The sequence below is a fragment of the Bacteroides sp. GD17 genome (assembly GCF_038448625.1).
In the GTDB taxonomy this organism is placed as follows: Bacteria; Bacteroidota; Bacteroidia; order Bacteroidales; family Bacteroidaceae; genus Bacteroides.
Genome location: NZ_JBCEZS010000003.1, coordinates 379,956 through 405,454, shown reverse-complemented (window position 1 = coordinate 405,454; position 25,499 = coordinate 379,956). Strand labels below are relative to the sequence as shown.

Genomic DNA, 25,499 nt, shown 5'->3' with positions numbered 1-25,499 from the left:
AAACGGGTATAGACTTATATTCACTCAAACGAAAAAGAGTTTTTCTAAAAAGATTTTTAGGAACATAAGTAAGAATCAACATATTTGCGCAATGCATTACGCGCGATATACACCTGGTTCTCTACAGTCCGCACAGATAACCCCAATTTCTCACTGATTTCCGGATTGGAATATTCATTTTCGTATTTCATCAGGAAGATCTGTTTGCATTTATGGGGAAGGCTGTTTATCTGTTTCCCTACTATTATAAAGAATTCTTTTGTTAGCAGCACATTGTGCTCAGCGTCATTCCATGTTCTTTGGGAACCATCAGCGCTTACCTCTTCATAATGTTGCTCAATTTGCTTATGGCGGGTAAAGTCTATGCAGCGGTTATACACAGCTTTATATATATACTTCAAAACGGCTGCTTCAGATACAAAATAGTTATTCTGTTGCAGCATGTTGATAAACACGTCTTGCACAATATCTTCAACGTAGAAATTTCCTCCTACCGTCTTTTCTGCATAGCGAACTAAATAGCCGTAATACTTTTTATAAACGCTCTCTAAGGAGAACCTTTTTTCTGAATAATAATCAGTATTTATAGATGGTGTATTCATGATAGGATAAGATTAAAGGATGTGGTTATAAATTGGCTAATATAGAGCGTTTTTCCTGTAGCCTTTTAAAGCGGGTTAAAGCTTCAAGATAGTAGTAGTCGGCATATATAATAGATGCATCCACTTCTCCACCGTTCGGCATGTGGCCAACAGAGTGCAGCAGGAAAGCATCTTTCTTATTTCCGGCTTTGTAGGCTGGCGACGACAAGGCTTCAAGTATCTCTTTTGCTTTTTCATAATAATAATGTGAAGAATCACGATCGCTGACATAAGTTGAGAGTTCCAATAATGCCGAGGCTGTGATGGCAGCGGCTGAAGCATCTTTAGGTTCGGCCGGAGAGATTTCGGGAGCATCAAAGTCCCAATAGGGTATCAAGCTTTCAGGCAGTCGGGACAAATACACATCCGTTATTTTTTTTGCAAAATCCAAGAAACGCGCCTCTTTTGTTTCACGGTATGCCATCGTATAGCCATAGATGGCCCATGCTTGTCCGCGTGCCCACATGGAGTCGTCGCTTAGTCCTTGATGTGTTACTCCTTTTATGAAGTTTCCGGTGAGCGTATCATAAACGGCGACATGATAACAAGAGTAGTCCTTGCGGAAATGGTACTTCATTGTTGTGTCGGCATGTGAGCATGCAATGTCATAAAGATGGTGATCTCCGCCGTTGCGTGCTGCCCAGAAAAGAAGTTCCAGGTTCATCATATTGTCTATAATCGTATTATGAGGCCAATTCTCCTTTTTTACCATATTCGGCCATGAAAGAAGTGTGCCGACTTTAGGATTGAACAGAACAGCAAGGGAGTCGGCAGCACGCAGCAGTCCTTCCTTATATTCCATATTACCCGTCAGGCGATAGCCATTTCCTAAACTGCACATTGTGATGAATCCCACATCATGGCTTCTGGCTTTCTTATGTGTGGTAGGAAGAATCATTTGGGTATAATTCTCAGCTGCAGTTTTCCAGATACCGTCTTTGGTATTCTCGTATAGATACCACAGAATTCCGGGCCAGAACCCCGAAGTCCACGAGCCGGGATTGGTATAATGCCAGTTAATACTATCCGCATCTATTGAGTTGGGGATTTCTTTTTTAGTATCAGAAGGAATAACTGCCAGTGTACGCAGTGCCTGGGATTTGCAATAATCAATATTGGTATCTACTGAAAATCCTTCCGTTGGCTGTTTACATGCACTCCCTATTAAGCATAAGGAGGCAATTAAAAGAATGGTTTTGCTTTTCATGGTATAGCACTTTTTAATGAACAAATTGATTTCGACAATGGCAAAATTAGTAAGTTGAAGTTATTTTATGGCATTTCAAACGCTGAGATGAATGCCAACCTAAAGGGTGAAATGAAATTTGAATTAAAGTGCTGTTTTATAGATTATTATATGTGTGAGAAAAGAAGAGTACCAAAAAAATATGGTACTCTTTCGGAGGGTTATTTATCTAAAATGATCTCATGTTCCTTGATATATTCAGCCGGAGATTTGTCTTTAAGCTTTTTGAAAGAACGGAAAAATGATGTTCGTGAACTGAAGCCGCATTGTTCCGATAGAAAAGTTAAAGTGTACTTGGAAGCCGATTTGTCTTGTACGCGCAGAATGAATTCCTCTACACGATATTGGTTAATATAATCAGTAAAGTTAATCTTTAAATGTATATTTAGTACCTGAGACAAATCTCCTGCACTACATCCGATGGCATTCGCTACATCTTGCAGTTTCAAATCCGGATTCAGGTACATCTTATCCTTTTCCATGCATTCTGTCAATTTACGCTTTATGCGGAGTACGGCGTTTTCTTCTATTTTGGATTTCTGATACTTTTCTTTCTGTACTTCTTCCGGCTGTATCGCTTTCTCCTGCATACCTTTTTTCATCTTTTTGTATTTACCCAGCAGGATATAATAGCTATAAATAGAAAATGCACATGCAAAAATGCAAAGTATAATCATCCATAACGTGAATGAGAGTCCCCTTACAACTTCTATTTTCACTGACTTAACGGCATTGGGGTTGGATGCTGCTCTTACCTTAAAGATATAATCACCGGCGGGAAGGTTGGTATAAGAAACCTGGTTACTTGTCAATAGAGGTATCCACTCTTCATTGTATCCTTCCAGGCAATACTCATAAATATCTGTATTGGCAACAGCATAGTTCAGGGCTGAGAACGTAAATGCAATGTTGTTTTCATCGACAGGCAGGGAAATCTTTTCCATAAATGAAGGAGAGAGTGGCATTAAATCTTCTCCTGTCTGCAGTTTTCTGCCTGCAACGGTCACGGACGTGATGACCGGAGGTAATGAAACTGCTGACTCTTGATATTTAGACCGGGGAGTGTATTTTACCAATCCTTTCTCATTGCCCCACCAAATGGAGTTGTCTTCTGTAATCTGTACGGGACTGTTGAATATATATCCGGGAATACCGTCATAGAGTGAGAACGTTTTATGATAATCATCCTCGATATAGAGTAGTCCCCGCTGGGTGCTGAACCATAATCCTTCTTCATGCGGGTCTTCAATGATGCTCATGACGGAGTTGTTGGGCAGAAAATCATCTGCCGTGAAATGCTCAAATTTAGTAAAGTGCTCGTCTACTTTTACAACCCCTTCCTTGTCATCGCAAAACCACAAGTTCTTTTGTTTGTCTTCGTAAATATAGCGTATGCTTTTCGTAAACGGTTCTATATTATTGGGGAATATATTCGTTTTAAAGGTACCGGTCGACATATCGTATAAGAATACAGCCCCATTTGCTCCCAACCAAATGCGATCCTTAGAGTCGGCCTTCAACGTAAAGATGGAATTAATAGAGAGGGAGGAATTCTTATCATTATAGTTTATATACTTTCCGGTGGAACTGTCATATACGTACACTCCATTGGAACTTCCTATCCAGTATTTGCCGTCCTTGTCTCTTTCACACCCTACAAATGAATTCTGTTTAAAGCAGTCATCCGGCTTGAAAAAGGAAAGCTCCCCTGTTTCTGCATGAAGAAGATACATGCCACCCCCGTATGTACCTATCAGATAATTCTCTTCTAAGGGCTTGACTGATAAAATAATATCAGACCGTAATATGGATGATTTGCTGATGTAGTGCCTCACTATATTCTCTTTTTCGGAGATATAGTAAAGTCCGTCCCTGGTGCCGATAACCTTTCTTCCTTGTTTGCCGATCCAGAAAGCACGTACATTCAGGTTACGGGAGTCGAACTTAGAATCAAAAGAATATACGGAAAACACATCCCCGTGTGTTGGTGTGTAGCTCAAACCGCTCATATAAGTACCGACATAAATAATATCTTTATCCTTTAATAGGGAGTAAACGGCGTTTGAACAAATTGCGTTTTCTTGTATGGAGTGTTCGATAGATGAGATTTCCTGTCCGGTAGATGCCTTTATGATTTTGATGCCGCTTCCATTGGTTCCTACATATAAAGTATCGCCACTTGTCGGCATCAAGGTTTTAATGCACCCATTCCCGATGGGAGGGTAGGCAGAGAAAGCAGACTGCTCAATATCGAATTTCAACATCCCCTGATTGGGGGTACCTAAATAAATAGTCTTTTCTATTAAGGCCAGGCAGGTATAATAATCTATCCCTTTTCTGATGTTATTCTTGAATACTTGAGATTCTCCGGACGCTATATTATAATGAATCAATCCACCGTTGGAGGCAATCCAGACGTAATCTTCTTCTCCGTTTATAATGGCCATCAGGCTATTGGTAGCAGACAGTGCATTCGGATCGAGAAGGATTTTTCTGAAACGGTTGTTTTCCTCACGAAATAACCCTTGCGAAGTACCGACTAATAATCTCCCTTTTTTATCCACGAACACAGCCTTTACCAACATAGCCTTATTATCCAAAGCAATCGGTTCGGCAATTTCTAATTTCCGGTTGAATTTTACCAGACCTTGGTCTGTACCAATCCACAAGTTGATGGAATCGGTTTCTGCTATGGAGAATATCGTCCGTCCGGAAAACTGGGGGAAGTTGGTTACATTGACACCGTCAAAACGGTCAAGTCCGGTCTGTGTACCCAACCAGACAAAGCCTCGCGTATCTTTATATATAGCATTTATTGTATTATGGGATATTCCTTCTGATACGGTTACCGTACGAAAAGTGAGAGGAGTCCGGACAGAATAGAGAGACAGTGGTAATGCCGACATCATTGCTATCAGCAAGTAACGAATAGCATACCGGGTTGTTCCTTCTATATAGTAATATGTGCCCTTCATGAGTATCTAAAAATCAAATATTGCGTTCTACTTTGGCTAAGAAGTCCGACAAACTTAGTGATTTATTTAATAAAATGCATAGTTTTATGCGCTAAAACTTTATTTAATTCTATGAATGTATAATTGCATGGTGCCGTTTTTATAATTATGCTTAAAAACTGCATGTTGCTTTGAGTAAACCGACATGTAAATACGCTATACATATCAGTGTTAACGGCTATATGTATAAACCTTATTATTCGAAGAATATGATGAAAAAGATTATTTCCTTATTTTTTCTTTTCCTGTTTTATATGATAGATATAAACAGTCAGGAGTTTGTTCACCCGGGGTTACTGCATTCGGAATCTTCACTGGACAGGATTCGTGAGTTTGTCCGAAAGGAATCTCAACCAGCCTACGGCTCATTCAATATCATGCGGGGACTTCCTGAAGGAAAGGCCGATTACTGTGTGAAAGGGCCTTTTGAGACCATTAGCCGTGCCGGTAGATTTGGCTATACGAAAGATCCTTGTGAGCGCGATTTTAATGCTGCTTACTATAATGCCATTCTTTGGGTTATCACCGGGAAGCAGGCACATGCAGACAAAGCGATGGAAATAATCAGAGCGTATGCCGGCACACTGAAAAAAATAGAAGGACCGGATGACCCGCTATGTGCCGGCCTTCAAGGGGCTATGTTGGTAAATGCGGCCGAAGTTATGAGATATACCTATACTGCGGATAAATATGCAGCCGGATGGAATGCGGAAGATACACAAAAAGCAGAATCAATGTTCCGAAACGTATTCCAGCCTGTACTTACCACCTTCTATAAAACCAAACCGTATACCAATGGAAACTGGGGGATTGCTGTGACTAAAGCCCAAATGGCATTCGGCATATTCATGAACGACCGGAAATTATATGAAGATGCTGTTGAGTTCTTTATGAAAGGACATGATAATGGCACTCTTCCCAACTATGTTGCAGAATCCGGGCAGATTCAGGAAAGCGGGCGAGACCAGCAGCATGCCATGTTGGGACTGGGATGTCTGTCTGAAATAGCAGAAATGGCCTGGACGCAGGGACAGGATCTGTATAGTGCTTTGGATAACCGTCTGATGAAGGGGTATGAGTATCTGGCCAAGTCGAATTTGGGTTACGAGGTTCCTTTCTTTACCTGGAAGGATATTACCGGAAAATATTCCAACTGGACTACTTTAGGAGAGGAGGGCATGGGACGCTTTCGTGCTTTATTCGAGATTGCCTATAATCATTATGTAGAACGCAAGGGCTTGGAAATGCCGTACACGAAGATAGTGTTGGGTATGATACGCCCGGAAGGTCCCGGATTTACTTGCGATAATCCTGGCTTTGGCAGTCTGTTGTTTTATCTGGGGAAAGACCTGAATGCAGGGCAGAAACCCGGGCGGATTGATGAAGACCTTTCCCGCCATGAAGGTTGGACTTTTGCCGGTTGTTCGTACAAGTCTGTAGATAATGTGATGTCATTTGTCTCATCAGGCGTAAGCATGCAAAAGAAAAGAATCTCCTATCAGGCGGGCAGTTACCCGTATATTGCTGTAAAAGCTCCTCGAATTCCGGCTTCAATCAATAAAGACTGGCTGCAATTAAGTTACAGCGTTGCCAGTGCTCCTGAATTCTGGAAGCTGGATGCCGATAAGGCTCAAAAGGTAGGTGAAGATATTTATGTTTTTAAGGTTACCGATGCTTTGTCCAATAATGGGACGCGTTTTACGGAGAGACCGACAAATATCACATTAATCTTGAATTTCGGCAATGCGGGGAATGAACCGGTGGTCGTGGAATGGGTTCGCTCGTTTGAGAAGATTGAAGATATTGCATTTTAATTTCAGAAGAATACAAGTCTCTTTGAGTGTTTTGTTCTTTTCCTTCGTATTTATATAAGAGTCGTTGAAGATCTCTACAGGGCATTTTGAATGATTTCAGAAATCATTGCTCCAATGTTCTCTGAAATCATTGCTGCAATGATTTCTGAATTCATTGCTGCAATGATATATAGACTATTTATTACGAAATACAAATAAGAATAGACATGAAGAAAGTTGTATTCCTTTTAGGAACACTCATTTCCACCGTTTCTTTGATTGCAGGAAACACCAAGGAACTGAATTTGGCATCGCCCGATGGCGCGCACAAGGTGGTGTTCGGACAGAAACAAGTTGCACCGCAGGTGAACGAAGTGTATTACAGCGTCAGCTATAAAGGGCAACCGGTGATTGAAGAGTCCTGTGCCGGGCTCGACCTTGACAACCGGGTTTGGGAATTGGCACTTGCCCGCCACATCGAACAGACGGAATGCTGGATGGATAATATGGAAGCAGACTCAGTGGTTTGTCATGCTTCGGTAGATAGCATCCGGCATTTGTTTTATGGAGAACGCAATGCGGTGCGCGATGCTTATAATAGTGCGACGATGTATCTTTCGAAAAAAGACGGTTCCAACTATCGGCTGAATATCGAAGTACGTGCATACAATGAAGGCATTGCTTTCCGTTACTTCTTCCCCGAACATCCGCAAGCCATATTCCATAAAGTTGTGGCCGATTTGACTGAATATTCGTTCCCCGCAGGTACCATGGCGTGGACTGAACAATGGGCGCAGGCTCCCTTCGAGCGTCTTTCCATCAACGACATCAAGCATCCGGTGGAACGTGCCTTGACCGTAGAACTGCCCGACGGACATTGGGCAACCCTGGCCGATGCCGATGTGGATGACTGGTGCCTGACCAAATTTCAAGCTTCGGAAAAGAAGCCGAATACTTTGACCTCCGTCATGTACAGTCCTGTGGATATGGTGACTTATTATGCTACTCCCTGGAAGATTGTGATGGCTGCCGATAAGCCGGGTGAACTGTTGGAGCACAATGATATTATCGGAAACCTGAATCTTCCGTGCCAGATAACCGATGTTGCCGATTGGGTGAAGCCCGGCAAGATTATGCGCGAAACTACCATTACCACCGAAGGCGCTATTGCTACGATTGACTTCTGTGCAGCGCACAACATTCCTTATATGCTTTTCGACTGGCAGTGGTATATGCCTTGCACTTCGCACGATGGCGATGCTACTAAAGTTGTGGCCAAACTGGACATGCCGCGTGTAGTGGCCTATGGTAAGGAAAAAGGAGTTGGCGTTTGGCTGTATGTCAACCAGCATGCGTTGATGAAGCAGGCGCGTGAGCTTTTCCCGATATTACACCAATGGGGCATTGTGGGTGTCAAGTCCGGTTTTGTGCAGTATGCCAGTCACCGATGGGCCACCTGGCTGCACGATTTGGTTCGCTTGGCGGCAGAGAATCATCTGATGATGAATATTCACGATGAGTTCCGTCCGTCCGGTTTCAGCCGTACTTATCCGAACTTATTGACGCAGGAAGGCATTCGCGGGAACGAAGAATTTCCGGATGCCACACACAATACAATTTTGCCGTTTACCCGCATGATAAACGGTGCGGCAGATTATACAATCTGCTACTATGACAAGCGGTTGAAGACAACGCATGCCCATCAACTGGCGGCTTCGCTCATCTTCTACAGTCCTCTGCAAACCATCTTTTGGTATGACAAACCTTCTCTTTATCAGGGAGAACCGGAAATAGAATGGTTCGAGAACCTGCAAACAGTGTTCGACGATACGAAAGTGCTGGATGGTACACCCGGAAAGAACATAACCATGGCACGCCGTAAGGGGCAGGAGTGGTTCCTGGGTGCAATGACTAATAATGACGGTTCTAAAGAAGAGGTCTCTCTTTCTTTCCTCGATAGTGGTAAAACCTACCTCGCATCTGTCTATACGGATGGTGGTGACAAGGTGAAGACACGTACTCAAGTGGCATGCAACTACTTGTTGGTAGATGCTTCCATGACCCTAAAGTTCGATTTGAAGCCAAGCGGCGGTGCAGCTGTACGTTTTGTACCTGTAGATAAGGCGGAAACAAAGAAATATCAGAAATATAAAGGGAAAATATTATAAAGGCTTAGGTATAATTCTCTCTTTAAACGTATAAATGATGGAGTTATTCAATCGGGTACGTTTTCTGATGAGGTGATAAGATGTTTTCGGGATAATTTATTGAGGGATTTAATATCAGGTAGTATTATGGTGAGATTGTTTTTTATACTAATCATAGTCTTTGGCTTTTGCCGGGAGATACGGGGGCAATATGTTTCGGATGTATGGGTTGCCGACCGGCAGGACGGTACTTATATCAACCCCATTCTGCATGCAGATTATTCCGATCCTGATGTCTGCGCGGTTGGAGATGACTTCTACATGACGGCTTCCAGCTTCAACTGTACGCCGGGGTTGCCGATTCTTCATTCAAGGGATCTGGTGAACTGGCGGCTGGTGAATTATGCTTTGAAGAATCTTGTACCGGAGGATTTTTATGCAAAACCCCAACATGGCAAAGGAGTGTGGGCACCTTCCATCCGTCATCACAACGGTGAGTTTTACATTTACTGGGGAGACCCTGACTTTGGTATCTTCATGGTGAAGACCGCAGACCCGCTGGGTGAATGGGAAAAGCCCATACTGGTAAAAGCCGGGAAGGGAATGATAGACCCGACACCTTTGTGGGATGATGACGGAAAGGTATATCTGGTTCATGCCTGGGCAGGGAGTCGTGCTGCTTTCAACAGCGTTGTAACCGTATGTGAGATGAATGCTGAAGGTACAAAGGTCATCGCTGACCCGGTGCTTGTCTTTGATGGCAACGATGGGGTGAACCATACTATTGAAGGACCTAAATTCTATAAACGTAATGGGTATTACTATATATTGGCTCCGGCAGGTGGCGTCGTTACCGGCTGGCAATTGGTTCTTCGTTCCAGGAACGTATACGGTCCTTATGAGGCAAAAATGGTTATGGCGCAGGGAAAGACGGATATAAACGGCCCTCACCAGGGAGGTTGGGTCGAAACTAATTCGGGTGAATGCTGGTTTGTCCATTTTCAGGACAAGGCAATGTATGGCCGTGTCATTCATCTGAATCCGATGACATGGACTAACGATTGGCCCGTGATAGGTGAAGATAAGGATGGTGACGGTTGTGGAGAACCGGTGAAGCGGTATCGGAAACCGAATGTAGGGAAAACATATCCGGTTGAAACACCGGTGGAAAGCGATGAATTTAATTCCCGCCGACTGGGTCTGCAATGGGAATGGCATGCCAATTATCAGGATACCTTTGGCTTTACGTCCGATTTAGGTTATATGCGGGTGTATGGTCATCTCCTGTCCCGAGACTTTGTGAACTTCTGGGAAGTGCCGAATCTCTTGTTACAGAAGTTTCCGGCCGAAGCATTCACAGCAACCACCAGACTGAAAGTAGTGGCAAAGGCTGATGGACAGCAATCCGGCCTTATCGTGATGGGGTGGAATTATTGCTACCTGGGCGTAGAAAAAGAAGGCGATCACTTTGTGCTGAAGCAAGTGGTGTGCAAGGATGCCGAACGGAAGAATCAGGAAACAGTGGTTCGCCTGGCCGAACTTCCGTTGAGTCGAAAACTTGAAGCCGGATTGCATCCCAATTATGAAAGAGACATCTACCTGCAGGTGAAGGTTGGAAAGAATGGCATTTGCCGTTTCTATTACAGCCCGGATGGAAAGAAATATAAAGTTGCCGGAGAACCGTTTGTTGCCCGTCAGGGTAAATGGATAGGTGCCAAGGTAGGTTTGTTCAGCACTGCTCCGTTCAGTTCGGACAGAGGATGGGTAGATGCCGACTGGTTTCGCATAGGAAAATAAAAGTATATATTTATATGAAGACAAAAACTCTATTGGCAGGCTTAGGATTGTGCTTGCTTGCTGCTTGTTCTGTTTCGAAAGAAGAGTTTGATACAGACAAGGCTCTTGATTATTGCAACAGCCAGGTACACCGTACCTTGGAGGAGTTGAAGGGCAAGGACGGTAGTATTGATTACACCATGATGCCCCGTAACATCATGGACAGTCTTACCACCTGGCATTGCCGCAAGGCTACGAAGAATGAATGGTGTAGTGGCTTCTGGCCGGGGATTCTGTGGTATGACTACGAGTACACAGGCGATGAAACGGTCAAGGAAGAGGCTGAGAAGTTCACAGCTTCCCTGAAGTTCCTTTCCGAGACGCCTGCTTTTGACCATGACTTGGGATTTCTGGTCTTTTGCAGCTACGGAAACGGGTATCGGCTGACTCGGAACCCTGGGTACAAGCAGGTAATTCTGGATACGGCAGACTCTCTGGCAACCTTGTTCAGACCTCGTGTCGGTACTATTCTTTCATGGCCCAGAAATGTTGAGATGTTTGGTGGGCACAATACGATTATGGATAATCTGATTAATCTGGAAATGCTTTTCTGGGCAGCAAAGAATGGCGGTAACCCGTATCTGGCGGATATTGCCGTTTCGCATGCCGACAAGACTATGAAGTATCTGTTCCGTCCGGACTATACTTCCTATCATGTGGCGGTCTTTGATACGCTGACGGGTGATTTCATCCGGGGCTGTACTCATCAGGGATTTTCGGACAACAGTATGTGGGCTCGTGGGCAGTCGTGGGGTATCTACGGATATACTATGATCTATCGCGAGACAAAAGATGCTCGTTATCTGGACTTTGCTCAAAAAGTGGCGGATGTGTATCTGAGGAACCTTCCTGAAGACTATGTGCCGTATTGGGACTTCAATGATCCTTCCATCCCGAATGCGCCGCGTGATGCTTCGGCGGCTGCTGTGGTAGCTTCTGCTCTATTGGAGCTTTCCACTTACCTGCCGGCTGAGAAGGCGCCGAAATATAAGGAGGCTGCCGTAAAGATGCTGAAAAGCCTGAGTTCTGACAAGTATCGAAGCGGTAAGTCGAAGCCATCGTTTCTGCTGCATTCTACCGGACACTGGCCTGCGGGCTCGGAGATAGATGCCTCCATTATTTATGCCGATTATTATTATATAGAGGCGTTGCTGAGGTTGAAGAGGCTGAATGAAAACAAGAATGTGTTAGGATAAAACGAAGCGGGTGGATTCAGAAAATCCACCCGCTTCGTTTTATCTTTCCCCTTGCCAGATACTTATAATCTTTCTGCGTATCGTCAGTATATTCAGCAAAGACACCGCTAGGAACAGTATGCCTCCTGTCAGTATGCAGGGCAGTAGGGAACCGGTTTCCAGTTGTGGGAAAAGGGTTTGTACTACTTCTGTATAATAGGTGCGTATCCATGCCACACTGCCGACGGCAAGGAGCAGAACGAGTATGTTCAGACCGACGGTGAGGACATAGTAAGGAAGAGCCACTCGCGTAGGACTGTAGCCTATCAGCAGCAGATTCTCCAGTTTCACGGTATTCTTTTGGAGCAGCAGGAAGATGCTCAGCATCAGTATGTAGAATGAAAGGATGCTGATGAACAGACCTACGCCCATCACAATTCCGGTGATGAGGCGTAGGAAATAGGTGGTTTTGCCGGCATCCAGGCTGTCGCCTTCGGTTTCGTAGTTCTTCTGCTGAAAATAGTCGGTGATGGCGGTATCGGTGGGATTCTTCACTTTTACGATGAGGCGCGAAGGCTGGGCTTCTTTGTCGGGAGCAAAGTTCCGGTTGGCCCAGTCCATGAAGGATTGGGGAACGAGGATGGTGTTCAGGCGGTTGGAGAAGCCGACGATGTTGCCTTTGTATTGCTCTACACGTCCGTTGCCACGCATCATGATATCCATTTGTATCAGGCTCATCAATCCTTCCGACAGTTTGGGCAGACTACGGCTTTGTGCAAAACCGAAGTTGTATAGGTTCAGATAGTTGCGGGGGATGATGATGGGGATGACCGGCGTTGTTTCATCGAAATGCCATTTATCCAGGTTGACGTCTACGTACTCGTCGGGGACGGCTTCGAAGAACATTTCTGTAGAGAGGTGGATGCCTGCTTCCTGCATGTCCAGTCCGGCAGAAACTTTGAACAAGGTGGGGGTGAATGCTCCTACGCTTTGGGTGAAGGGCTGCTCCGCCAGCTCTTTGATTTCGTCTTTGGAGAAGGTATTGCTTTTCCCTGCTAGGCTGCCGAGGGCACTTATCTTCTTGGTAGCAATGATATAGTCCTTCTTCATGAAGCTGTCTCCCTCTGTAAAGACGGGGAGCACGTCGCGGTAGAACTGCACGCTTAGCAGTACAATCATCATGCCGAAAAGGTTGGCAAGGAAGAAGCCGGAGAGCTGTCCGACGCTGATATGCTGACGCAGCAGTTTCCAAACAAGTCTGTTCATATTTTTGGTTTCGTTTTTATAAATGATAATTTAGCGGAGTATCTTAAATTCCTCCGCCTGAAAGGGGAGGTGCCCGTAGGGCGGAGGGGTTTCACATCCGAAGGGACTTGTACAAAGTTACTTTCTATTTATGTAAGACCCCTCCGCCCTACGGGCACCTCCCCTTTCAGGCGGAGGAGTTTGAGATACACTTGTTATCACACGCCGCTAAATTATCATTTATAGTTTATATACACTGTCATATTCCAATCGCAAATGCTTCCCTATGGACGTCACAATTACACCTGCGCCTTGACGTTCGGCTTCCTCTGTCAATATCCGGCTCATGATGTCGCCATTGTCATCGTCCAGATGGCTGACGGGTTCGTCCAGGAAGATGAAGTCGAACGGCTGGCAGAGGCTGCGGATGAAGGCAACGCGCTGTTGCTGGCCGAAGGACAGCTTCCCTGCTTTCTGATCTGCTTTGTTGGCAATGCCGAGGACAGCAAAAAGGGCAAGGACATCTTTCTTCTTCTTATAGTTAGTGAGGCGGTTCTTGAGCTGAATGTTTTCGAGGGCAGTCAGTTCGGGAAAGAGGCGCAGCTCCTGGAAGAGGATGCTGAGGGAGTGCTTGCGTACCTCCACCCATTCGTCGACGGAGAGCGAACGGATGTTCCGCTCGTCGAAATTGATGATACCCTGATAGTCGCGGCGGTAACCGTAGACGTAGCTGCCGAGCGAGGACTTGCCTGTGCCCGAGGCAGCTTCTATGAGGTAACGCTTCCCTTTAGAGAATGTAATGTCTTGATGCCACACGTCGGAGGTGATGGCATCACGATCGGCAAACACTTGGGGTAGTGTTTGCCGTAGGTGAATGCTGTTCATTATCTTTCTTGGATTTACATGCCTGCAAACTGCTTGACGAAGTCTACAATCTGTTTCAGTGCATTTACATTCTTGTCTTTCAGTTGCAGGGTGATGATGGATTTTTCGCTGTCGCCCGATGCTTCGAGGTAAGAGATGTTGCCCAGAAGTGAGAAATACGTAGCATACTCGCGTCCGCCAAATCCTACCAGCATCTTGATGACGGGCAGGTCGAGCACTGCTTCGGCATTGATGACGAATGCCGCGCGCTTTCCTTTCAGTCCGGAAGCATAGTTCGTGTCTTTGGCCGATGGATCCACTGCCTTGCAGATGTTTTTGTACAGCAGTTCATCGTTGGTAGCATACATTTGCTTGTCTCGTATTCCGAAGAAGATGTTGATGTTGCGTGATTTGTAGACGTATTCGTCTTCGTTCAGCTTCACGATGTCTTCTCCGCGTTTCAGTCCCAGTTCTCCTTTTTTCTCATAGAGCGCTTTCAGGGGGGTGCTGTTCTTCACGCTGGCGTATGCCAGGAACGAAGGATTGTTGTTCATCGTCACGTTGATAAGTCCGAAGGTGATATCGTTCTGGAAAGTACTGAACAAATCTTTTACTTCGGCAGCCTTGGTGATGGAAAAATTGTTGCGGAACTGTTCGTTTTCCTGCAATGCGTTGTAGAATTCTTCTCCATTCACGCCTACGCTGAACAGTGCCAGTGTGGACTTGGGGAAGTACTTCAGGAATGTGTTTTCGATGGGGCGCGTGCTCTTTACCTGCTTTTCGAGCATGGCTTTCAGTTCGGCATTTTCGGTGTAGTTCTCTACCTTCATTTCAATTTTGCCTTTTTCGAAGGAGAGGCTTCCCAGCATCACCAAGTCTTTCAAGTCGATTTCTTTAGAGAGGCCGTAGTTCAGTTGGTTGGCATAAGCGCCCAGCAGGCTGGAGGGGGAAATGAGCATGTTGACGTCGCCGCCCTGCTTCTGCATCTTCTTGAAAGCTGCGTTGCTGTTGATGCTATTCTCGCCGGTCTGCTTCAGCAAAGCGGTGATACCTTCTTTGGCTTTTTCCAACTGCGTGTTGCCTTTGTAGCTGACTACCATCAGCGTTGTCGGGGTGAAGGCAAGTAAAGCCTGGTTGCTGAGCTTTACAAAGCTGTAGCCGTCTGCTTCGGCAACGTGGGCAGTCACTTGCTCTTTCTCCATCACTTCCAGCAACTTCAGCAGGTCATCTTCGTTCGTCACTTTGGCCACCAGGCTGGTATAAGGAAATGCCGGAGCGTTGAAGATATATATCGGGGCATCCACATCCACACCCGACTTGGCAGGATCTTTCAGCACCGCTTCCAACTGTTGGAAAGTGGCTGCGTTCATGCCGCTCTTCATGGCATCCGTCAGCTTTTGCAGAGCTTCTTTGGTCTCTTTGTCCTTCATGCCGGCTTTGTCTGACAATGATTTCATATTAAGTTCAACAACTTGCGAAGCGTCGGCAGGAATAACGTTGGTATATTCCGTCTTCTTGGAGGAGCATGCGCTTACAAATACAATCAGCACTGCCAGATGGAGGAATAGATTCTTTTTCATATAGTTTTTGTTTTTAGTGAATATCATTGATTTTGCAGATTCAGAATGTGGCAGGCAACGAGTGCGGCAGTTTCGGTACGCAGGCGTGCCTTGCCCAGGCTGATGGGCGTAAAGCCGTTTTCTATTGCCTTCTTCACTTCTTCTTCGCTGAAATCGCCTTCGGGACCTATCAGCACCAAGGCGTCTTCTCCCTTGCGGACTACCTCCCTTAATAGCGGTTTCTCGCCTTCGTAGCAGTGCGCAATGAACTTCTGTCCCGCGAAGGGCTGCGTGATGAACTTGTTGAAATCCGTCATTTCATTCAGTCGGGGCAGTCGGGCCTTGAGAGACTGCTTGATGGCGGAGACGAGTATCTTGGTGATGCGTTCTGTCTTGATGACTCTCCGTTCCGAGAAGCGGCAGTTCAGGAAGGTCAGCTCGTCGAAACCTATTTCGGTGGCTTTTTCGGCAAACCATTCCGTACGGTCCATGTTCTTGGTGGGAGCCATGGCAATGTGCAGATGCCCGCTCCACAAAGGCTCCTGCGGCAGAGTTTCCAGAATGTTGACGAGGCAGCGTTTATTGGTGGCTGTGCTGATTTCAGCACGGTAGAAGTTACCTTGCCCATCGGTCAGCGTCACTTCATCGCCCGCTTGCAGGCGCAGGACACGTACGGCATGTGCGGCTTCCTCTTCGGGCAGTTCGTTGCGGGTTTGTATGTCGGGGGTATAAAATACGTGCATAAATTTTCTATAAGTTTTTGCGTTGATTAATCTGGTCTCTTAGGAGTGCAGCGTGCTCGTAATCTTCCTCTTCTACGGCTTTTTGCAGGGCGGCTTTCAGCATGTCCAGCGTATCTTCCTGCAGGAGGTCGTCTTTGTCGGGGCTGCCGCCTTCCATCGGGTCTACGGTCGTTTCTCCTGTTTTCAGGCACTCTGTGTTCAGGATATCTTCGTAGATGAAGATAGGGGCATTCATGCGCAGGGCCAAGGCTACCGCGTCGCTGGTGCGTGCGTCAATACGAAGAATGGTCTCTTCGGCTTTCATATAAAGATAGGAATAGAACACACCATTATCCACCTTATAAATGAGGACCCGCATCAGCTTTACTCCCAAAACTTCGAGGACAGAAGCAAATAGATTGTGCGTCAGCGGACGCGGCGGAATAATGCCTTTCAGTTCGATGACCATGGCTTGTGCTTCGGATGCACCGATAATGACCGGGAGCTGGCGTTTACCGTCCACTTCGCCTAATACCAGGGCATAGGCACCTGCCTGCGCCTGGCTGTTGGAGATGTTAAGTACTTGTAGTTCTATCTTTTTCTTATTCATAAAAAACTTAGTTTAGTTTTTCTCGGGCCGGTGCTTGTACTTGAATACAAGTGCAAACACTACCGCTACGACCAGCGCATAAGCTGCGAACGTGAACCAGGCCGACTGCCATTGTGCTATCTGCGGCACTTCACTGTTGAAATCGACGAAATGATTTACTACAGCTTGTGCCCCCAGTGTACCAATAGTAGCGCCGAAGCCGTTGGTCATGATGACGAACAAGCCTTGTGCACTGGAGCGGATTCCTTTGTCCGTTTCTCTATCAACAAATAAAGAGCCGGATATGTTGAAAAAATCGAATGCAACGCCATAAACAATCATGGAAAGTACAAACATCCATACCCCGCTGCCCGGATTACCGGCTCCGAACAGTCCGAACCGTAGTACCCATGCCAGCATGGCAATCAGCATCACTTGTTTAATGCCGAAACGCTTCAGGAAGAAGGGGATCAGCAAGATACAGAGAGTCTCGGACACCTGCGACAGCGAAATCAGGATATTGGCATGCTGCACACCAAAGGTGTCGGCATACTCGGGAATGCTTCCGAAACTGCTGATATATGGGTTGGCAAACCCGTTGGTGATTTGCAGCGACACGCCGAGCAGCATGGAGAAGATAAAGAAAATTGCCATTTTCTTCTGCTTGAACAGTGCGAAAGCACGCAGCCCCAAGGCTTCCACCAGTGATTTGGTTTGTCCGCCCTTGCTGATGGGGCAGTCGGGCAAGGTCAGGGCATATACACCATATACTAATCCGATGATGGCGCAGGCAAAGAATTGTCCGTATGTATTCTGTAATCCCAGCAAATCGACCATCCACATGGAGCAGATGAAACCGATGGTTCCGAAGATACGGATGGGAGGGAAGGTCTTGATAGTGTCCAGTCCAGCTTTGTCCAAAGCGGTATAGGCCACGGAATTGGAGAGGGCGAGGGTGGGCATATAGAATGCAACGCTTAATGAGTAGAAGGTAAAGAGAATGCTGAAATCTACATCCGCTCCGGCGGTCATGCCGTAATAGCCGGTCAACGCCATAAACAGGGCTGCAACGAAGTGGCTGAAGCTCAGTAATTTTTGTGCCGGCACCCAGCGGTCGGCAATAATCCCCAGAATGGCAGGCATAAATAACGATACGATGCCTTGCATGGCATAGAACATACCGATATGTCCTGCCAAACCTACATTTACCAAATAACTTCCCATTGATGTGAGATACGCTCCCCATACGGCAAATTGCAGGAAGTTCATGATAACTAAACGAACCTTGATACTCATAATTGTTTCTTATTACGTGTTTTTCTTATATATACATTGATGCAAATGTAGGGAATTTCTCGGAAAAGGCGATGCCTGGAGGGCTAAAAAAGGGAGCTGGGGGTATATAAAAAAAGAAGGCTATCTATCCCAGACAGCCAATCTTTATTAACCTTAAATCTAATACCATGAAAAACACACTGCAAATATACAGGGTTTATGTTATACAACATAGTAATTAGACGAAAATCTGCTTTTTATTAACTACTTTTAAAACTTTGATGGCGTTATTTGCCTGATTCTTATTCTACATAGAGTACCAACCCTTTCAAATATTCCCCTTCGGGATGATAGATACTTACCGGATGGTCGGCAGGCTGCGTCAGTTGGTGCAGGATGCGGACGTTGCGGCCGGACATGGCGGCAGCGGTAAATACAGCGGTACGGAAATTCTCTTTGCTGACGGCTTGCGAGCAGGAGAAAGTAAAGAGTATGCCGCCCGGTTTGATTTTCTCGAATGCTTTGACATTCAGTTTGCGGTAACCTTGCAGGGCATTGCGCAGGGCATCACGGTGCTTGGCAAAGGCAGGCGGGTCGAGGACGATAAGGTCGTATTGGTCGCCCATACGGTCCAGGTATTTGAAAGCATCTTCGGCGTATGCGGCATGACGGGCATCATCGGGGAAATTCAGCTCGATGTTCTTGTTGGTCAGGTCGATGGCTTTGGCGGAACTGTCTACGGAATGTACCAGTTTGGCATCTCCGCGCATGGCATAGACGGAGAAACCGCCGGTGTAGCAGAACATGTTCAGTACACTGCGCCCTTTGGCATAACGTTCCAGCAGAGAGCGGTTCTCGCGCTGATCAACGAAGAAGCCGGTTTTTTGTCCCTTCAGCCAGTCGATGTGGAACTTCAAGCCATATTCCGTGGCAACGTTATCAGTACTTCCGCCTTTCAGGAAACCGTTTTCGGGGTAGAGGTCGGCTTTGAAAGGGAGGGTGGTTTCCGATTTGTAGTAGATGTTGTCTATCCGGTCACCCATCACTTCACTGAGGGCTTCGGCAATGGCCATGCGGTCGAGGTGCATGCCGGCGGAGTGTGCCTGCATTACGGCGGTGCGGGCATAAATATCGATGACGAGGCCCGGCAAGTTGTCGCCTTCGCCATGTATCAGGCGGTAGGTATTATTCGTCGGGTTTTCGGCGATGCCGATGCTGCGTCGCATGTCGTAGGCAATACTGAGTTTGCGTTTCCAGAAGTCGGCATTGATGTCTTCGTCTTGATGGAAGGTCAGTACACGCACGGCGATGCTGCCTATTTGGAAATGTCCTTTGGCGATGAATTCTTTCTTGGAGGTATAGATTTCTACTACTTCTCCTTCTTCGGGTTCTCCGTCGAAGTGCGCAATGGCACCGGAAAACACCCAGGGGTGAAAACGCTTCAATGACTCTTCTTTACCAGATTTGAGATATACTTTATACATACTATATATATGTGTTGTTAAATGAGAATTTAGCGCAGTTCTATTTGTGTTTTTTCCCTTCATCTTATTACTACAATGATTTCAGAAATCATTGCAGTAATAATTTCAGAGATCATTGTAGCAATGATTTCAGAAATCATTCAAAATACTCCATAGCGCTTCTAAATTATCATTTATCTGTTACTATAATCTTTTCTTCTTCCTCTGCCGCAATTTCAAAATCTCCGGTGCGCTTCAGCTCTTGCAACTTGTTGTAGATGTTGAGGCATGCCCAGGCGTCGGTTGCTGCATATTGTTTTTGAGATTCAGTCAGGGTGTCGGCTTCCCAATTAGAGAGACGTTGGCTTTTGGATATTTTCTCTCCAAAGAGGATGCCGTATATCTTTTGCAGACTTTTGTCCTGGATACCGAAGGCGCGGACGTATTCCTGCAATTCGATGCAGGCACGTTGCTCAAAGGGGGCACGCTTGTGCAGCATCATGAAGTCGTCCCGCAGTGAAAGCCCTACTTTCGTTACGCTGGGACTCTCCAGTAGCGTGATGATGGGCAACGTCAATCCGGTGAGGTTAAGGCGGAACAGAAAGCAATGTTCTTCTGATGAGATTTGCAGCAAGGCAACTTTGTGCGACTGTCCTTTTGTGAACGAAGGACGCGTCTCACTGTCAATGCCCAGCAAAGTGCATCCCTTCAGGTAGGTTATTGCTCTCTCGGCTTCCCACGGCGTCTGCACCACGTGTATTTCTCCCGGGAAGGCGGCTTTGGGCAGCTCTTTCAGTACCTCTTTATCTATTGTTCTTTTGATAACCATAATTTAAAGTTTATTCGTGATGATGTTCGTGGCAATGGCAATTGTCATCATCACAATGGCAGTCGTCTCCACAATCGCAGCCGTCTTCACAGTCACAATCCTCCTCTTCATTTTCTTCGTCTTCGCCTTGTGCATACCTTACATCGTGCAGGGCGCGCAGCGTGTTGACGAGTTTCTGTCCCCAATACAGCCGGAAGTTTTCCTGGCAGATGGCAAGGGAGTCGTTCATCGTTTCGTTCAGTCCCAATTGAAATACAAAAATGAAGTCTCTGATATCCTGATAGATATCGGCCAGATCTTCGGAAATGTTTTTCGTGATGGGCTGGTCGCTGTACTTCATGTCCGACACAAATACATCCAAGTAGTCATCCTTTTCGGCAAGGATATTTGCGAGATTTATGCGGAGCACTTCGTAAGTCTCTTCGGTTACGAATGTTTCCGGAGCTTCATCTCCTATCGTTTCACATTCGGGCAACATGGAAGCTTTGAGATAAAGCAGCGGAAGTATTTTTAATGAAGTATCGACAAATATAGAACGTTTTATACCTTCCGCTTGTTCCAGAAACTTGCAGAATTCAGCAGCTACGGTAACGAATTCCACTACATTACGGTCGAATATCACTTGGCTTTCTTTCTTCATATCTTCTTGATTTGAAACGCAAAGATAGCGTAAACCGAAAGCCGAAGCAAATTTATTTGCATTTTGCTGTACTGCCTTTCTTAAAAAGTGTATTTCCTAATTATAGTTTCTCTATATCTTCAATGGATAGGCCGGACGCTTGTACGATTGTTTCTATGGACAAGCCAATAGCTTTCAGGTTACGAGCTACGGATATTTTCCCTTCTTGCAATCCTTCCTGTCTTCCTTCCTGCCTTCCTTCCTGTCTTCCTTCCTGCAATCCTTCCTGCAATCCTTCTTCATATCCTTCTTCTTTAGCAGTTCCCAGTACATCGTTCTGTATCATAATAGCATCTATATGTCGGTCGTAAGCATTGCGTTCGGCAGGCTCCATATTGTAGTAAATTAGCTTTTTTCGTGCTGCGGCCAGTCCGGGGGCTTGGGTGTCGGGACGAATACAACCGGTTTTCAGATACTCAATCCATTCTTCCAGCGGCGTGACGGCTACCTTGTTGAACTCGTTCACGCGGATCAGAAAGTATTCGGGGAATATTTGAGCCGGAAGTTTGCGTACGATGGCTCCTTTCTCTTTGGTAGTTACTTGCAGAAAGTCTCCTGTATGTACGCCCACAAAGGTATTCTGGCCATGATATAGGTAGTCGGTTCCTTGGCCAATGTCGAAGTAGAGTATGCTAATAGAGTATACCTTCTTTACGTCAGAGTAGATGCTGCCCAGTTCGATATGTTCTGTAATTGCTTTTGCCACCCCGTATAAGATGCGTTCCAGGTAATAGAGTTCACGGGTATTTTGCACCTCTACAATAATTATCTCGTCTTTGCTGTTCCGGGCTTTGATGTCCACTCGGTTGAACTTATCCTCTTCACTTTGTTGATTGCTTTCGCTTTCTAGAATCTCCACGATATGGATTGCTTCGCCCAAGAGCACGGTGAGGAAGCCTTCGAGTACGTCGAAGTTGGCCTTGTTGCGCAGCAGGCGTTTCACTGCCCAGTCAAAACGTATGTATTTGTCTTTCTGTTCCATAATAAAATTGATTTTTACAAAGATACTACTTTTCTTTGTGTTGCAAACGATTTGGGCAAAGTATTTGGCTGTAAATAGGGTGTTTTGGCACTCTCTACATGCTTATATTGTTTCTTGCCACATGATATTCCGTTCTCCGGCTTCTTCTTCGGCTGTCGGTATCGTCCAGCCAGTAGCAAATGCAGATTAACCTAGATTCTTATTTTTCCCCGTTCCAAGAATGCTGAAGCGTGTTTTTTTTATTACTTTTGCACCAATCTATCATATATATTGAAAATGGCAAAGAAAAATGCATCTAAAGATACAGAAACGTCCCTTTCGTTCTTCGGAAAAGTGACGGGCATATTCAAGAATGAAACCATTCATTTTGTAATCGGACTTGTCCTCGTTATCTTTTCCGTTTACCTGTTGCTCGCCTTTTCATCGTTCTTCTTCACGGGAGCGGCGGACCAGAGTATCATTGACGGAGGCACAGCGCAAGAGCTGGCTTCTACTACAAATGGAGTGAAAAACTACGCCGGTTCCCGCGGCGCACAACTGGCAAGCTATCTGATAAATGACTGCTTCGGCGTGTCGTCGTTCTTCATCCTCGTGTTCCTGGCAGTGGCAGGACTGAAGTTGATGAAGGTACGTGTGGTACGTCTGTGGAAATGGTTCATCGGTTGCTCGTTGCTGCTGGTATGGTTCTCGGTCTTTTTCGGTTTTGCTTTTGTAGACCAGTACAAGGACTCTTTCCTTTATTTGGGAGGTTTGCACGGATATAACGTCAGCAACTGGCTCGTATCGCAAATCGGAGTGCCGGGTGTGTGGATGTTGTTGCTGGTAACTGCTATCTGCTTTCTTATCTACCTGAGTGCGCGTACTGTTATCTGGCTGCGCAGACTGTTTACTCTCAGCTTCCTGAAGCGTAAGGAAAAGGCCGAAAAGGAGAAAGGTGAGACACCGGAAGAGTTTACCGACTCCTGGACGACAAAAGGAAAGACCTCTGCCCCGAAACCAGCCAAACCGGAACCCGAAAAAGAAACCGTGCCCGAAACTGCTGGTGAAGAGGAAGAAGAAGAAATTACCCCCGAAATTACTCTCGACCTTGGCGGAGGAAGCAGCGTGAAACCTGCCCGCCAAGGAGATGATGATATAACAATGACCATCGAGACACCGCAACCGGATGCTGTGCCCCCTTTCCGGGAACAGCCGGCTATGAAGGAGCCGGCATTCGAGATTGAGAAAAATGAAGAGGAGGAATATCAAGGTGTAGAGAAAGAACCGTATAATCCTCGTCTGGACTTGGAGAATTATCATTATCCCGGCATAGACCTGATGAAGCATTACGATGACAACGGGCCTACCATCGACATGGCTGAGCAGAATGCCAATAAGGATAAGATTATCAATACGCTGCGCAGCTTCGGCATCGAAATCAGTACCATCAAGGCGACCGTAGGTCCTACGGTGACGCTTTATGAGATTACCCCCGAACAGGGAGTGCGCATCTCCAAAATCCGTGGATTGGAAGATGATATCGCCCTCAGTCTTTCGGCATTGGGTATCCGTATCATTGCGCCTATCCCCGGAAAAGGTACTATCGGTATTGAGGTGCCTAACTCCAATCCGAAGATTGTCTCCGGTCAGAGCATCATCGGCAGCAAGAAGTTCCAGGAGTCTACCTACGATTTGCCCATCGCACTGGGTAAGACCATTACCAACGAAGTGTTTATGGTGGATCTCTGCAAGATGCCGCACGTGCTCGTTGCCGGTGCTACCGGTCAGGGTAAGTCTGTGGGATTGAATGCCATCATTACCTCCTTATTATATAAGAAGCATCCGGCGGAATTGAAGTTTGTGCTGGTAGACCCGAAGAAGGTAGAGTTCAGCATCTACTCCGTCATCGAGCACCACTTCCTTGCCAAACTGCCCGATGGTGAAGATGCCATCATTACGGACGTCACCAAAGTAGTGCAGACGCTGAACTCCATCTGTGTGGAGATGGACACCCGCTATGATTTACTGAAAGCTGCCCATGTGCGCAATATCAAAGAATATAACGAAAAGTTCATTAATCGCCGGTTGAATCCGGAAAAGGGACATAAGTTCATGCCGTATATTGTAGTCGTCATCGACGAGTTCGGTGACTTGATTATGACAGCTGGTAAGGATGTGGAATTGCCTATCGCCCGCATTGCCCAGTTGGCGCGTGCCGTCGGCATCCACATGATTATTGCCACCCAGCGCCCGACGACCAACATCATCACAGGTACGATCAAAGCCAACTTCCCGGCGCGTATCGCCTTCCGTGTATCGGCAATGGTCGACTCGCGCACCATTCTCGACCGTCCCGGAGCCAACCAACTGATAGGTCGTGGTGATATGCTCTTCCTGCAGGGTGCCGATCCGGTGCGTGTGCAGTGTGCATTTATCGATACGCCGGAAGTAGCGGAAATCACAAAGTTTATCGCCCGCCAGCAAGGATACCCCACCGCTTTCTATCTGCCCGAATATGTAGACGAAAATGGAGGCGGAGATTTGGGCGATGTGGATATGGGACGTCTGGATCCGTTGTTCGAAGATGCCGCCCGTCTGGTGGTGATTCATCAGCAAGGTTCCACTTCGCTGATTCAGCGGAAGTTTGCCATCGGTTACAACCGTGCCGGACGCATCATGGATCAGTTGGAGAAAGCCGGCATTGTAGGTGCGGCGCAAGGAAGCAAGGCGCGTGAAGTGTTCTGTGTGGATGAGAATGACCTGGAAATGCGACTGAACAATTTGGGTTAATAATGAGTTTGTAATGTATGCGGAGAATTAGCACTTTTTTGATATGTATGTGTATGCTTTCCTTTGCTTTGCCCATCCTGGCACAGCAACCGGATGCCAAAGATATATTGGACCGTACAGCCGAAGCATTTCGGAAAGCGGGAGGCGTGAAGGCTACCTTTACCGTCCGTACGTCCGAAGGTTCCTCTACCGGTGTTATCTGCCTGAAGGGAGAGAAGTTCCGTTTGGAGGCAGACGGAGTGATAACCTGGTTTGACGGGCGTACGCAGTGGAGTTATCTCGCTTCGAGTGATGAGGTTAATATTTCAGAACCGACACCCGAAGAGTTGCAAAGCATCAATCCTTATGCTTTGTTGTCGCTTTATAAACATGGGTATAAGCTGAAGTTGGGGAAGAGTGACAGTGCCAGAAATAAATCTCTCTATGAAGTTGTGATGACTGCTACGGACCGGAAGCAGGATTTGTTGTGCATCATTCTGTATGTAGACAAAGATACTTTCCGTCCTTCACGTATCAGTATGGCGCAGCGAGGTGGAGATACAGCTGTTGTGACAATCAACTCCTATCAGATCGGGCAGAACTATTCCGATAGCTTTTTTGTGTTCGACAAGAAGGCTTATCCTACGGCTGAGGAAGTTGATTTAAGATGAATAATATTATAAATGGAATGA

The 25,499-nt window shown here is 46.2% G+C and carries 19 protein-coding genes; 6 read left to right on the top strand and 13 right to left on the bottom strand.

The annotated features are described in order from the left end of the window. Positions 1 to 56: 56 nt before the first annotated feature. The 3 genes from AAE250_RS07125 to AAE250_RS07115 form a co-directional block, all read right to left on the bottom strand. Entirely contained in the window at positions 57 to 602 is a 546-nt protein-coding gene (locus tag AAE250_RS07125) for an RNA polymerase sigma-70 factor (RefSeq protein WP_294597747.1), read from the bottom strand. A gap of 25 nt (positions 603 to 627) precedes the next feature. Next, positions 628 to 1,848 (bottom strand): glycoside hydrolase family 88 protein, encoded by a 1,221-nt coding sequence (locus tag AAE250_RS07120; RefSeq protein WP_294597751.1) that lies wholly within the window; start codon positions 1,846 to 1,848, stop codon positions 628 to 630. Between the two features lie 200 nt (positions 1,849 to 2,048). After that, positions 2,049 to 4,862, bottom strand: coding sequence for a ligand-binding sensor domain-containing protein (locus AAE250_RS07115; RefSeq protein ID WP_294597754.1), 2,814 nt, complete (start codon positions 4,860 to 4,862; stop codon positions 2,049 to 2,051). Between the two features lie 251 nt (positions 4,863 to 5,113). Between AAE250_RS07115 and AAE250_RS07110 the strand changes: the two genes are divergently transcribed. The 4 genes from AAE250_RS07110 (at position 5,114) to AAE250_RS07095 (ending at position 11,873) form a co-directional block, all read left to right on the top strand. Continuing rightward, entirely contained in the window at positions 5,114 to 6,715 is a 1,602-nt protein-coding gene (locus tag AAE250_RS07110; RefSeq protein WP_294597784.1) for an alginate lyase family protein, read from the top strand. A 206-nt stretch (positions 6,716 to 6,921) separates the two neighbouring features. Further along, positions 6,922 to 8,862 carry a glycoside hydrolase family 97 protein gene (locus AAE250_RS07105; protein ID WP_294597757.1) on the top strand — a complete coding sequence of 647 codons (1,941 nt, stop codon included), beginning with the start codon at positions 6,922 to 6,924 and terminating at the stop codon, positions 8,860 to 8,862. 126 nt (positions 8,863 to 8,988) lie between these two features. Next, a complete protein-coding gene (locus tag AAE250_RS07100; RefSeq protein ID WP_294597760.1) occupies positions 8,989 to 10,638 on the top strand; it encodes a glycoside hydrolase family 43 protein in 1,650 nt (549 codons plus the stop codon). 14 nt (positions 10,639 to 10,652) lie between these two features. Beyond that, on the top strand, positions 10,653 to 11,873 hold the full coding sequence (locus tag AAE250_RS07095; protein WP_294597763.1) for a glycoside hydrolase family 88 protein: 1,221 nt from the start codon (positions 10,653 to 10,655) through the stop codon (positions 11,871 to 11,873). Between the two features lie 39 nt (positions 11,874 to 11,912). Here AAE250_RS07095 and AAE250_RS07090 read toward each other — a convergent pair whose 3' ends face one another. From AAE250_RS07090 to AAE250_RS07045, 10 genes are all read right to left on the bottom strand, one after another. Then, on the bottom strand, positions 11,913 to 13,118 hold the full coding sequence (locus AAE250_RS07090; RefSeq protein ID WP_294597765.1) for an ABC transporter permease: 1,206 nt from the start codon (positions 13,116 to 13,118) through the stop codon (positions 11,913 to 11,915). Between the two features lie 219 nt (positions 13,119 to 13,337). Next, positions 13,338 to 13,982 carry an ATP-binding cassette domain-containing protein gene (locus tag AAE250_RS07085; protein ID WP_294598763.1) on the bottom strand — a complete coding sequence of 215 codons (645 nt, stop codon included), beginning with the start codon at positions 13,980 to 13,982 and terminating at the stop codon, positions 13,338 to 13,340. A 14-nt stretch (positions 13,983 to 13,996) separates the two neighbouring features. Beyond that, on the bottom strand, positions 13,997 to 15,541 hold the full coding sequence (locus tag AAE250_RS07080; RefSeq protein WP_294598761.1) for a DUF4836 family protein: 1,545 nt from the start codon (positions 15,539 to 15,541) through the stop codon (positions 13,997 to 13,999). 23 nt (positions 15,542 to 15,564) lie between these two features. Next, a complete protein-coding gene (locus AAE250_RS07075) occupies positions 15,565 to 16,263 on the bottom strand; it encodes a 16S rRNA (uracil(1498)-N(3))-methyltransferase (protein ID WP_294598759.1) in 699 nt (232 codons plus the stop codon). Between the two features lie 7 nt (positions 16,264 to 16,270). After that, the gene (locus tag AAE250_RS07070) at positions 16,271 to 16,852 is read right to left on the bottom strand and encodes a bifunctional nuclease domain-containing protein (protein ID WP_294598756.1); all 582 of its coding nucleotides are present in this window, start codon (positions 16,850 to 16,852) and stop codon (positions 16,271 to 16,273) included. 12 nt (positions 16,853 to 16,864) lie between these two features. Further along, on the bottom strand, positions 16,865 to 18,127 hold the full coding sequence (locus AAE250_RS07065) for a nucleoside permease (RefSeq protein ID WP_294598754.1): 1,263 nt from the start codon (positions 18,125 to 18,127) through the stop codon (positions 16,865 to 16,867). Between the two features lie 281 nt (positions 18,128 to 18,408). Beyond that, positions 18,409 to 19,590: a class I SAM-dependent rRNA methyltransferase gene (locus AAE250_RS07060; RefSeq protein WP_294598751.1), complete on the bottom strand. Its 1,182-nt coding sequence runs from the start codon at positions 19,588 to 19,590 to the stop codon at positions 18,409 to 18,411. A gap of 169 nt (positions 19,591 to 19,759) precedes the next feature. After that, entirely contained in the window at positions 19,760 to 20,398 is a 639-nt protein-coding gene (locus AAE250_RS07055; RefSeq protein WP_294598748.1) for a 3'-5' exonuclease, read from the bottom strand. A 10-nt stretch (positions 20,399 to 20,408) separates the two neighbouring features. After that, positions 20,409 to 21,038: a DUF5063 domain-containing protein gene (locus AAE250_RS07050; protein ID WP_294598745.1), complete on the bottom strand. Its 630-nt coding sequence runs from the start codon at positions 21,036 to 21,038 to the stop codon at positions 20,409 to 20,411. A 100-nt stretch (positions 21,039 to 21,138) separates the two neighbouring features. After that, positions 21,139 to 22,059, bottom strand: a complete 921-nt coding sequence (locus AAE250_RS07045) for an Rpn family recombination-promoting nuclease/putative transposase (RefSeq protein WP_294598743.1) — start codon at positions 22,057 to 22,059, stop codon at positions 21,139 to 21,141. A 276-nt stretch (positions 22,060 to 22,335) separates the two neighbouring features. Between AAE250_RS07045 and AAE250_RS07040 the strand changes: the two genes are divergently transcribed. Continuing rightward, on the top strand, positions 22,336 to 24,828 hold the full coding sequence (locus AAE250_RS07040; RefSeq protein ID WP_294598740.1) for an FtsK/SpoIIIE family DNA translocase: 2,493 nt from the start codon (positions 22,336 to 22,338) through the stop codon (positions 24,826 to 24,828). A 17-nt stretch (positions 24,829 to 24,845) separates the two neighbouring features. Further along, the gene (locus tag AAE250_RS07035; RefSeq protein ID WP_446715733.1) at positions 24,846 to 25,478 is read left to right on the top strand and encodes a LolA-like putative outer membrane lipoprotein chaperone; all 633 of its coding nucleotides are present in this window, start codon (positions 24,846 to 24,848) and stop codon (positions 25,476 to 25,478) included. Positions 25,479 to 25,499 lie beyond the last annotated feature (21 nt).